This window comes from Parabacteroides sp. MSK.9.14, from assembly GCF_019041495.1.
GTDB lineage: Bacteria > Bacteroidota > Bacteroidia > Bacteroidales > Tannerellaceae > Parabacteroides > Parabacteroides merdae.
On sequence record NZ_JAHPXO010000002.1, the window covers coordinates 78,787 to 90,876 of the forward strand.

Annotated in this window: 9 protein-coding genes; all 9 read right to left on the reverse strand. The window is 50.4% G+C overall.

The features are described 5' to 3' along the window. Positions 1-39: 39 nt before the first annotated feature. Positions 40-2,151: a hypothetical protein gene (locus tag KTG12_RS01555; RefSeq protein ID WP_138272858.1), complete on the reverse strand. Its 2,112-nt coding sequence runs from the start codon at positions 2,149-2,151 to the stop codon at positions 40-42. Positions 2,152-2,384: 233 nt separating this feature from the next. After that, complete coding sequence (locus KTG12_RS01560; RefSeq protein ID WP_005634288.1) at positions 2,385-3,800, reverse strand: carbon starvation protein A; 1,416 nt, start codon at positions 3,798-3,800, stop codon at positions 2,385-2,387. 129 nt (positions 3,801-3,929) lie between these two features. Then, on the reverse strand, positions 3,930-4,379 hold the full coding sequence (locus KTG12_RS01565; RefSeq protein ID WP_005634290.1) for a GatB/YqeY domain-containing protein: 450 nt from the start codon (positions 4,377-4,379) through the stop codon (positions 3,930-3,932). A gap of 102 nt (positions 4,380-4,481) precedes the next feature. Further along, positions 4,482-5,825 (reverse strand): cell division protein FtsZ, encoded by a 1,344-nt coding sequence (ftsZ, locus tag KTG12_RS01570; protein ID WP_005634292.1) that lies wholly within the window; start codon positions 5,823-5,825, stop codon positions 4,482-4,484. A gap of 26 nt (positions 5,826-5,851) precedes the next feature. After that, positions 5,852-7,270, reverse strand: a complete 1,419-nt coding sequence (gene ftsA, locus KTG12_RS01575) for a cell division protein FtsA (protein WP_155143450.1) — start codon at positions 7,268-7,270, stop codon at positions 5,852-5,854. A 5-nt stretch (positions 7,271-7,275) separates the two neighbouring features. Beyond that, positions 7,276-8,004 (reverse strand): cell division protein FtsQ/DivIB, encoded by a 729-nt coding sequence (locus tag KTG12_RS01580; protein ID WP_005644573.1) that lies wholly within the window; start codon positions 8,002-8,004, stop codon positions 7,276-7,278. Positions 8,005-8,007: 3 nt separating this feature from the next. Further along, on the reverse strand, positions 8,008-9,438 hold the full coding sequence (murC, locus tag KTG12_RS01585) for a UDP-N-acetylmuramate--L-alanine ligase (RefSeq protein ID WP_155143448.1): 1,431 nt from the start codon (positions 9,436-9,438) through the stop codon (positions 8,008-8,010). A gap of 155 nt (positions 9,439-9,593) precedes the next feature. Further along, the gene (murG, locus tag KTG12_RS01590; protein WP_005634302.1) at positions 9,594-10,712 is read right to left on the reverse strand and encodes an undecaprenyldiphospho-muramoylpentapeptide beta-N-acetylglucosaminyltransferase; all 1,119 of its coding nucleotides are present in this window, start codon (positions 10,710-10,712) and stop codon (positions 9,594-9,596) included. Then, entirely contained in the window at positions 10,709-12,076 is a 1,368-nt protein-coding gene (locus KTG12_RS01595) for an FtsW/RodA/SpoVE family cell cycle protein (protein WP_005634304.1), read from the reverse strand. The genes murG and KTG12_RS01595 overlap by 4 nt, the downstream gene beginning before the upstream one ends. Between the last annotated feature and the right edge of the window lie 14 nt (positions 12,077-12,090).

A 12,090-nucleotide genomic window follows, 5' to 3' on the forward strand; every position in this document is an offset into this window, starting at 1 on the left:
TCGGTGATTGTCCGATTTTCCTCCCCCAAACGGCCATTATTACTGCATCGGCACAAACCCTTCGTAGCGAACCGTCCAGCTCCCGTCTTTCGGGAAACCGGGAGCCTCACCCTCCGAGCCGTCCCAACCGCCACACATCATGGCGACTGCCGTCAGCAACGCTCCGTTGGAAGGGAAATAGGGAAACGGACCGCCTGTCGCCAAACCATGTTCGTCGAACTGGAATCCGGCGGAAGGGTGCATCAGCATGTCAATAGCCAGTGCCGGCTGTCCCGTACGGGCAGCAGCCATTGCCAACATCGGGAAATCCCAGCCCCATATGCGATTGAACTGCCATTCTTTACAGACTTTCTCCAACGTGCGCTTGAAGGTCGGCAGGTCTACCCCGTCACCAGGCAACATACCGTAGACACCGGTCAGGGCCGGATGCTCGTAGGTATATTTTGTCCACATATCGGGGATGCCCTCGTAGGTGGTATAGACGCCGTCGGCAACGGGAAGGGGCGCCATCTTCGAAAGTACTTCCTTCCATTTCTTCGTTCTTTTTTCCGACAGACCCAGCCGGTCCGCCCATTCCAACGCCGTGCGCAAGCCGTAGCGGAAATAGCCTAACTCGAAAATCGGATTGATGGTCTGCAACGGGTCCGTATTCTCGGAAACGACAACGACAGGAGGACCCAGGACATATTGTTTCGTCTTTTTGTCGTAGAAAAGGTAATCTGCCATATAATCGGCCGTGTTCAGCACGACGTCTTTCCATTTCTCCAATGTTTCGGGAGCAGGTTTCTGACGGTATTGCATCTCGGCGAAGTAGATCGGATGGGGTTCGTGCCAGATCAGATAGGCATGGGCGCTACCCGGCCATTCGCGGTTGAAGTTTCCGGTGCACTTCGGCCAACGTGCACCACTGCGACCTTCGCTCTTGGCGCGTTCGAGGGCCTTCGGCATAAAGTCCTTATAGACGTTCAGATAGTTATCAAAACATTCCATCCGATTCCACAACCCGTAGTGCACACCATGCCACCAAATCATCTCGAAGTGGAAACGGCCGAACCAGCCGTTATTCACCAAACCGGATTCCTGAGGTGGGAACAGTCCGCTTTCATTTGCACGCATCAAGTACTGCGAGAGGACAATACGCCGTTCCAGTTCCAGCCAGCGGGGATCTTTGCTTCCGGAAAGGTCGACGGCAGCTCCCGAACGCCAGTATTTCTCCCAACTGGCAGCACTCTTCCGTTCGATAGAGGCAACCGGCTCAGTCACATCGGCGACCGGTTCAGGAGAGAAGCAGCAGGTAAAGGAAAAGGTGGAAGTATGCCGGGGCTGGAGGAGGAAGGTATGCGCCTTTTCAGATTCACGACTGAAAGTGGCAGGGCCGGTCCAGTCAAGGGTGGCGTAGTAGTGCGTGTCATCCATCGTACGGGCGATACGGACCGAGTTCGGAGCCAACTTCTCGAAGGTGGAAGTATGGCCAGAGATCGTGTCGTAGCGTCCTATGTAATGTTTGAAATAGCGTCCGTCGGGATAAGGAAAGTCGAGATAGATGCTCATATTACCATCGTTCAACAGTTCGGACTCGATACTGACTCCGATCATATCTTTATCGGGATGACAGACGGTACGCACTTTCACCTCTTTGCGGTTCAGTTCGAAACGGCTATAGACGACACCTGTCCACAGATCGATTTCCTGCCGGGCATTGCCCAGGTCAATTTCCCGCGCTTCCGTACCGTCTTCACGCAGTAGACGGAAACCGATACGGCCCAGGTTATAGCGATGAGGGTTCTTGGTCAGCCATTCGGACAGCTCGGGCTGGTCGGGATTGCGGAGTTCATAAGCAATCTTTTTGCCGTGCGTCTCCACGGCAACCGGACGGTAATCTTCGGCTCTCATCCCTTCGGGGAGGGGAAAACTGTGCCAGCTCCAGTCGGACAGGGTATTGAAGGGGACGAAGGTCTGCAATCCGGTTATATCCATCCCGAAGGCAAACTTACCGTTACCTACTTGTGCCGGACTTTTCAGAAGCGTCCCGGTCGTACACACGCGATGCCGCTTGACAACGGCCTCCCGGTCAATGGGCTCTCCCATAACAGACAAAGGTAAAAAGACCGACAGGCAAAAGAGGCTGACTAAACTTATCAGTTTTTTCATGGTAGTTATCCTTTTATATGTTTCTGTGGATAAAGATAAGAGATTGCCACCAAGCCTCAGTTTACAGTTCTGACATTTTTCCTTCGATTTCTGGTAAATAATGGTTTACTTGTTACTTTTGGCTTGATCCAAAAGTAACCAAAAAATCAAGGCTTAACCGTCCGGTCTACTCCGGGCAAAGGGCAGGCAGCATCGGCCATCCTTGAGTACCAGAGAAGACCGGTCCTACTATATTATATATTGCCGGTCTTCTTCTTCCAAACCAGGAAGAAGGCTAAAACAACGATTGTTATGGCAAAGCCGATAATCTGTGAAATGCCGTTTTCCATGCCTAAGCCTTCAGGAGCGACAAAGATGTATGTCGAGCAGACAGCCGTCATAAACAAAGCCGGAATCAGCGTAACGATATAGGGCTTCTTCGAGATCACCAAGTAGACAGTCAATGCCCATAAGGTAAACACCGCGAGTGTCTGGTTACTCCAAGCAAAATAGCGCCAAATCATATCGAAACCATCCTTGTCTTTCTGGCTGTAAAGCAAAAGAGCGATAGCCACCAAGAACAAAGGAATGCAAATCATGAGCCGCTTGGAGACACTGCGCTGTTCAAGATGCAGAAAGTCCGCCACAATCAGGCGGGCCGAACGAAACGCCGTATCACCGGAGGTAATTGGGGCGGCGATCACACCTAAGACTGCCAATATACCACCTACCGTACCGAGCCATTCTTTCGTAATACTGTCGACGACAACGGCAGCATTGTTTTCCCCCATACCATTGTTATGATAGAAATAAGTAGCAGCAGCAGCCCAGATCAACGCAACGATACCTTCCGTAATCATGGAGCCGAAGAAAATAGGACGTCCGTACTTCTCATTCTTGATGCAACGGGCCATCAACGGACTTTGTGTCGCGTGAAAACCGGAAATGGCACCGCAGGCAATGCTGACGAACATAATCGGGAAAATAGGCAGATGACCGGGATAGGTGTTCGGCATCCCGTCCGTGATTTCAGGCAACGGCGGATGATTGACGAACAACATCACCAGAATGCCGATCGCCATAAACAACAAAGCGGCAGCAAACAAAGGATAGATTTTCCCGATAATCTTATCGACCGGCAACAAGGTCGCCAGGATGTAATACAAGAACACGACAATGATCCAGAAAGTAGTATCCAGATGTTCCGGTGTCAGCTTTGCCAGCAAGCCGGCAGGCCCGGCCACAAACACGGAGCCGACCAGCACCATCAGGATTACCGTAAAACCACGCATGAACTGCTTGAAGTTCACGCCCAGGTAACGGCCGATAATCTCAGGCAAGCTCTCCCCGTTATGACGCAGGGACAACATCCCGGACAGGTAATCGTGTACTGAACCGGCAAAGATACTTCCCAACACGATCCACAGGAAAGAAGCGGTTCCGAACTTCGCTCCCATAATGGCGCCGAAGATCGGTCCCAGTCCGGCGATGTTCAGAAACTGGATCATAAAGACTTTCCAAGTTGGCATCGGAATATAATCCACGCCGTCCTGGTGCGTATAGGCAGGAGTCTGCCGTTTGGCATCTATGCCGAAAATACGTTCGATGAATTTACCGTAGATGAAATAACCTACGATGAGTGCAATAAGGCAACAAACAAAAGTAATCATAATCGGTAATTGAAAATGGAAAATTGAGAATTGAAAATTAGATTGATAAGGATACAACAAGGGAGAGAAAATGGAAAACTGAAAAGTAAAACAATTCTTCTTTATCTTTCAATTTTCCATTTCCAATCTTCAATTCAGAAGTTTTTTAACGACTTCCGAGATCATACGTCCTTCGGCTTTCCCGGCTAATGCCTTGGAGGCAATGCCCATTACCTTACCCATGTCCTTCGGACCGGTAGCCCCGACCTGTGCAATGATTGCCTTCAGCTCGACTTCCAGCTCTTCGGCAGACATCTGTTTCGGCAGGTACTTTTCGATAACGGCTACCTGTGCCAGTTCGACATCGGCCAAATCCTGACGTCCCTGCTGCACGTAGATAGCGGCGGAATCCTTACCCTGTTTGACGAGCTTTTGCATGATCTTCAATGCATCGGCATCTGTCAATGTATCGTTGGCTCCCGGAGCGGTCTTCGCTTCGAGGAAAAACTTCTTCACGTTTCTCAGTGTTTCAAGGGCGACTTTATCTTTCGCCTTCATTGCGTTTTTAATGTCTTCGCTGACTCTTTCGAACAAATCCATAGTTTTGTAAATTAAAGAATTAAGAATGAATAATTAAACCTTCGCGTATCCAACTACTCATCATTAATTTTTCATTATTTATTATCAATTAGTCATTATTCATTACCTAAAACTAATAACTGTGCCGCCAGATTTAGGCTTCTTGTTTTGGTTAGCGGCAGGCGAGGTGAACGACATGCCTTGGGTACGTACCGGTTCCTCACCCTTCCGGCGTATCTGCTGCACGTCTTTGGCAGTCCGCTTGTAGGCAGGTTTGTCTTCCATGAAAGAGATCAGAGCGTCATCGTCCAATTCGTCGACGGCAAATACAACGATTTCGGCATTCGGACGCGAGTCGATATATTCACCGTAATAACGTCCCATCAAGGCATCTTCTTCCGCTCGTCTTTTTCTTTCCGCTTCTTCCTTCTCTGCCATTTCGCGCAGTTGTTCTTCTGTGACAAGCTCCTGCTGTTCCGTCTTGGTCAGGATATCTTCCAACCCGAAACCGGTCACCAAGATCGTAATCTTGATCTTATGCCCTAAACTGTCATCATAACCATGTCCCCACTTCACCTCGTATTCAGTCTTGAATTGCGACATGAAATCATGTATATCGTCCATTTCACTGATACGAAGTTCGTCTTCATGGCTATAATAAATGACAAACGCTACCCGTTTAGCATTGAAAATATTGTTCACATCGTTGACCAACGTACTCTCCAAAGCTTCCGTAATCGCTTGTCGCAAACGTCCTTCTCCTTCTCCGAAACCGATACTGATCAAAGCTACGCCACTGTTACGCATCGTCGTGTCGACATCGGCAAAGTCGACATTCTGTTCCAAATCGGTCGTCACGATTTCGGCTATGCTCTTGGCCGCGATTGTCAATGTTTCATCCGCTTTACGATTCGCCTGTGGAACCGGCATGTCGGCAAAATTTCTCAATCGCTCATTGTTAATCACTAAAAGCGAATCGACATTCTGCGCCATATTTCTGACACCACGGAGCGCTTTCACGATTTTCGGCCGTCCTTCAAAGACAAAAGGTATCGTAACGATACCGACAGTCAGAATCCCCATATCTTTAGAGATCTTAGCGACTACCGGCCCGGCTCCTGTTCCCGTACCACCCCCCATTCCGGCCGTAACAAAGGCCATACGAGTACCGTCATCCAACATCCGGTAGATGTCTTCTTCACTTTCCAAGGCGGCTTTTTCTCCCACTTCCGGAACATTCCCCGAACCAAGTCCATGCGTCGTATTCTGTCCGATCAGCAATTTATTAGGAACCTCCGACTTCTGCAACGCCTGATTATCGGTATTGCACAATACGAAAGATACATCCCGGATACCTTCGCGATACATATTGCTGACCGCATTACCACCACCGCCACCGACACCGATCACCTTGATGATTGTCTGAGGCGCTTTTGCCAAATCAAAATCGTATGTATTATCGTCCATTGTCGTCTGTCTTTTATTGTTACCGATTATTGCTCATCTTTCAAGGCCTTGTCAATGCCTTCTCCCACCTTATCCACCGCATTTTTGAAAAGGTCGCCGATCCCCCAGCCCTTACGGTTCTTTTTCTCTTCCTCCTTCTTTGTTCCGGAATTGCGGTTCTTAGTCGTAGCCGCCGACTGCTTTTCAACAGACGGTTCTTCCTGCTTTTCTTCTATTTCAGCGATCACGGGTTCTTCTTTCGGCTCGATCTTCGGTTCTACCACTTTCGGTCTCTCCGGTTCGGGAGCGATATAAAGGGCGCAGTTCTCCGTTCCTTTCAGCAACAGGGCGGCTGCGGTCGTATATTCGGGATTATTGGCAATCATCTCGCCGTCGGCAATCAGATCTTTCCGGACGGAAGCATAACGAACATCCATCTTGAAACGTTCGCTGAGGGCTTCACGCATGTTCTTCAGAGCGGCTCCGTTGCCGGCAATCACGATACTGTAACCGGGATCTTTTGCCACTCCCGCATCTTCCATGCGGGAGTATATGTTTTCGATGATCTCACGGCTGCGGACTTCCACCACCATATTGATATCCGAAAGTTTGATCTCGCTCGAATGCTGTCCGTCGGCCAAGTCTACCGTGACCATCTGCTGTTCGTTATCTTTTTCCCAGATAGCGTTGCCGTAGGTGCGCTTGACACGTTCCGCTTCCTTCTCCGGCATACCCAAGGACATCAAGTCGCGAGTGATCAGATGGCTGCCCAACGGAATAACGTAGAGACCGGCCAGACTGCCATCCTTGTACATCGTGACAGAGGTGACGCCTGCACCGAAGTCGATCAACGCACACCCTTTCAATTTCTCCTGTTCCGTCAGGATCAGGTCTGCCAACGCCAGCGGCGCAACAACAACACCAGCCACATCGAGCTTGATCTGCTCCGCCATGTTCGTGGTTACGGCATGACGAAGAGACGGACGGCCAACGAGCAACTTATAGTGGGCTTCAATACGCGAACACCCCAAACCTATCGGATGGGTTTCCGGCTGGTTGTCGAGATAATAAACGGGAGCGGCTATATCCAGCACGTCCAGCATATCGGGACGATACTGCCGGCATTCCTGATCCAGTTCCTTCAGCACCTCTTCAGTCACCGTACCGCTACCGAGCACTTTCGACACGGCATGGTTAATCGAACGAAGCGACTGGCCTCCCACCCCGACATATATCTTACCGATACGGGAACCGCCCAATTTGTTTTCCAGTTTGCGGATCAACCGCACGATCTTGCCGGCCGCATCTTTTATATTATATACACATCCTCTTCGTATACAGGTATCGGAGTTCTCCACTTCGTAGGCAATGATGGAAAGTGTCCCGGCAGGGCCTTTCGCGCCTACCATGCCGACCATGTGAGAAGAGCCAAGGTCGATGGCCGCTATAAAGTCTGTGTATGCCATATTCTCTATCTTTTAGTACAAACAATCTGATCCTTATATTTTAAACTGATAATGCTGTACTTCTCCCACCCCACCTTCGGGATCGCTTTCTCGTAGAAGAGCCGGAGATTGTCCAGCTTCTCCTCGAAATCAGCAAAGGAGCCCAGTACGATACGATGGTTACCGACCCGCGGAATCAGCTCCACCTCGTTATCAGGATGAACGTAAATCTGTTCTATCTGATTATTCCAGAAATCATTCTCCTGCAAAAATAATGCAAATTTGTATAAGTCGGTTACCGCCAGCTCTTTTTCCACATATCCGCTCACAACCGGAACGTGCGCCACATAACGGCGGCTGACAGGCATCGTGCTTCCCAGATTATCCACATAATAGTTGCCTCTCGGACTTATCACACGCAAGATAGGAATTTTTTGCTCCACTTCCAATTTAATCATGCCGGAAGGAGTCTTGTAAGCTTCCACACGGGCAATCATTTCGTTTTTCAGCAATTCGTTTTCAATCCGGTCGGTGTTGATCTCGTCCATCGGCCTCTTGATCGGGTTCAAGTCAGCCTTCTTGAGGATATGCACCAAATCGCTCTCGCTCACAAAATGCTTGTCAAGGCTGTCCACGACCACTACTTGCAGGTCACGGCACAACTCCTTCTGCCTGCTTTCCCGAAAGAAGAAGGAGACAAACACGATGTAGCAGAACAACAGTGTTGCAACGATTATGGATACGATACGGATCACGATTTATTCTTTTTTATCCAATATTTGTTTTACCGGATCTACCAACAGTTCAATATTGCCGGCTCCGACCATCAGGACGACTTCGAGCTTACCGGCTTCGGCAGCCACCACGTCCAACAGTTCCTCCTTGCGGATCAACCGCTTGTCGGCAATGGTCACGGCATCGAAGATAATCTGTGAAGTGACACCCGGTATCGGCTCCTCACGCGCCGGGTAGATATCCAGCAGTATCAGTTCATCCAGGAGCGAGAGGCTGGCGGCAAAGTCGGCGGCAAAGTCACGCGTACGGGTGTAAAGGTGCGGCTGGAAGATACCGGTCACCTTGCGTCCGGCATACAGCTCCTTCACGGAAAGGATACTTGCCTTCAGCTCGGCAGGATGATGGGCATAGTCGTCGATCAGGACGATATTTTCTTTCTTGAGATGGAAGTCGAAACGACGGCGCGGACCGGCAAAGGTCGCCATACCATGCTTGATCTCCTCCGGTGTCACACCGTTCAGCCAGGCAAGGGCGATAGCGGCAACTCCGTTCTCGATGTTTACTTTCACGGGCACGCCCAGCTGTATGTCGGGGATGCGGACATCAGGACCGACAAAGTCGAAGAAGATTTCGCCACCTCCGATGCGGACGTTCTCCGCATAAAAGTCGGGACTTCCAGTTGAGAGTTGAAAGTTGAAAGTTGAAAGTTCTTTTGCGTCGAAAGCGCCGGTATAAGTATAAAACTTCACGCCTTCCTGCAGGCGGGGAGTGACGTTGATGCTTTGTTTCATAAGCAGGCAACCGTCCGGGCGGATCAACGAGGTAAAATGTTCGAAACTTTCACGATAGGCTTCCGGAGTCCCGTAGATATCCAGATGATCGGGATCGGCCGCGGTAATAACGGCCATATAAGGTTTCAACCAATGGAACGAACGGTCGAACTCGTCCGCTTCTATCACGGTCAGGTCACTCTTGTCGGAAAGCATCAGGTTGCTGTCATAGTTCTTCAGGATACCGCCTAAGAAAGCATTGCAATCCACATGAGACTGTTTCAGCAGGTGGGCGACCATCGAAGAGGTCGTTGTCTTGCCGTGCGTACCGGCCACACACAATCCCCGGTTGCAACCAGTGATCTCGCCTAACACACGTGCACGCTTCATCACCTCGAAACCATTCCCCCGGAAATAGCAAAGCTCCGAATGGTCTTCGGGAACGGCAGGAGTATAGACGACCAGTGTCTTTGCCGGATCGGTAAAGTCGTCGGGGATCAGGTCGACATTGTCTTCATAGTGCATGGCGGCTCCTTCATAATTCAACTGCTCCGTCAGACCGGAAGGAGTCTTGTCGTAACCGCCCACCTTCTTTCCTTTCGAAAGGAAATAGCGGATCAAGGCACTCATCCCAATCCCGCCGGCCCCGATAAAATAGACAGCCGTTATGTTGTTTATATCCATATTTTCTTACTCGTTACTATTCTTTGTTACAAAGATACGATCTTCCCACCGTATTTGCCATAAAAGAACGGCATCTTCTTCAGAAAAGGCTATAGCTTTTCTTGTAAAAGACTATAACTTTTTTCACCAGAGGCCATAGCTTTTCCGGCAAAAAGTCATAGGTTTTTCTTTTCGATAATCTTGACGATCTCGTCCACTATGCGTTCCGCGCTCTGGTGCTGGGCCAATGTCGCGATGTTGCGGCCCAAGACACGGAGACGTTCGTCGTCGTGGATGATTTCGAGAGCCTTCGACACCAATTGCTGTTCGGCATCTTTGTCGGCCACCATGACAGCAGCATCTTTACCCACCAATGCCAAAGCATTCTTCGTCTGATGGTCTTCCGCCACATTGGGAGAAGGAACCAGGATCACCGGTTTCTTCAGCAGGCAAAGTTCGGAAATAGAACTGGCGCCTGCACGGGAGATAATCAGATCGGCCGCCGCATAGGCATAGTCCATACGGGTGATGAAGTCCGAGCACCAGATCGGCATTCCCCTGTAAGCCTTCAGATGTTTCAAGGCTTCTTCATGGTAATAGCGTCCGGTTTGCCAGATTACCTGTACGTCGACATCCGAAGCGAAAAGTTTATCCAGATCTCCTTGTATGCTGCGGTTGATCGTCCGTGCACCCAGACTGCCGCCAACCACCAGAATCGTCTTCTTATCCGGGGAGAGGCCGAAGAACTTCAAGGCTTCCTCACGCTTGTCCGACGCCTCTTCCAGATCCTGACGGACCGGATTGCCGGTCACGACGATACGGTCGGCCGGGAAGAACTTCTCCATGCCTTCGTAGGCGACGCATATTTTGCCGGCTTTCTTTGCCAGGAGCTTATTCGTGACACCTGCATAGGAATTCTGCTCCTGTATCAGGGTAGGGATTCCTAAGGAAGCAGCCATCCAGAGCGTCGGTCCGCTGGCATAACCGCCTACCCCCACGGCAATATCGGGTTTGAACTCCCGTATCGTCTTTTTGGCAAGCTTGAGGCTTTTGAGCAAACGGCCTGCGACACGGATGTTATTGGCCAAGTGGGCACGGTCGAAGCCGCTAACCGGCAACCCCACGATGCGATAACCGGCGGCAGGCACTTTCTCCATTTCCATCCGGTCATCAGCTCCCACAAACAGTATTTCCGCCTCCGGAAAACGTTTCCTGAAGGTATTGGCAATGGAGATAGCCGGGAAGATATGCCCTCCGGTTCCACCGCCGCTTATGATGATTCGGTACTGTTTCATATTTTAGTTTCTGTTGTTGTTTCTTCTATTGTCCGCACGGCCTCCAATGGATTCTCTTCACCCACGGGAGCTTTCGCGGTCGCTTCGAACGGTTTGTCCGAAACGGTATCAAGGGTTGCATCCGCGATCCTTTCGCTTTCCGGAAGCGTACCACCTTCGGCAACAGCAGCAGTCCCTTCTTCTTCCGGTGTTTCTTCCTCATTTCCCATATTGGCCCCGAAACGGCTAACGCTCAAGATGATGCCGATATAGGCGCAACTGATTACAGTCGACGTACCTCCCCGGCTGACCAACGGCAAAGGTTGTCCGGTCACCGGTATCAGGTCTACCGCCACCGCCATATTCGTCAAGGCCTGGACGACAACCAACAATCCGCAGCCCAGCACCAGGAATTTAGGAAAGAGCTTATCACATCTACGAGCAATCATCCCCACCCTGACAAGCAAGATGATATACAGGAGCAGGACAAAGACACCCCCGACGATTCCCATCTCTTCTATAATAATGGCATAGATAAAGTCCGAGTAAGCCTGCGGCAGAAAGTCGCGTTGCTGCCCATGTCCGGGGAACTTCCCGAACAGACCGCCACGTGCTAGTGCAATCTTGGCATGCACCACCTGGTAATCGTCACCGTCAATGCTGACAGCTCTTCCCGGTTCAAACTTGACGGCATCCGCCGGATCGGAAAAACGCTCGATACGTGCTTTCCAAGTGTGCACACGATCCGGCATCAAGTCGATCACCTTGTCCGGGGCAAACCGTATAAAACCCACTAACATCAAGACGCCGATGATACCCGCACCGCCCAATCTCAGCAGACGTCCGATGGATATCTGCCCGATGAACATCATCATGAAAGTCACGGCGAACAGCAGGATAGCGGTCGACCCGTTATTGAAGAAGATCAGAAAACAAACACCTCCAACGCCTCCCAAGATGTACCAGAACATCTGTTTATCCGTGAACCAATTCCGCTTGCTCAGGATAAACGCCGTATAACCGATAGCGGCTATCTTGGCTATTTCCGAGGGCTGGAAACGGATTCCGAGAATTTCCAGCCAACGAGGTTCCCCATTTACCACGACACCAACAAAGGGCGTAATGGCCAACAGAACCATCGAGACCGGCAAAAGCAAACTCAACAAGGAATAGAACCTGCACGGTATGTTGTGCATCAACAGTACAAGCACGAAACCTCCCAACAGGAAAGTCGCATGACGTACAATAGGAGCCCAATGATTCGCATTCTTATAAGCAATCGTACTGGTTGCACTGAAGACCTCGATCACCGAGACCAAACACAGGAACATGAAGATCACCCATATCACCCGGTCGCCCTTGAACAGTTTACTTGCTAAGTCCATTTCTTCGTCTTTCT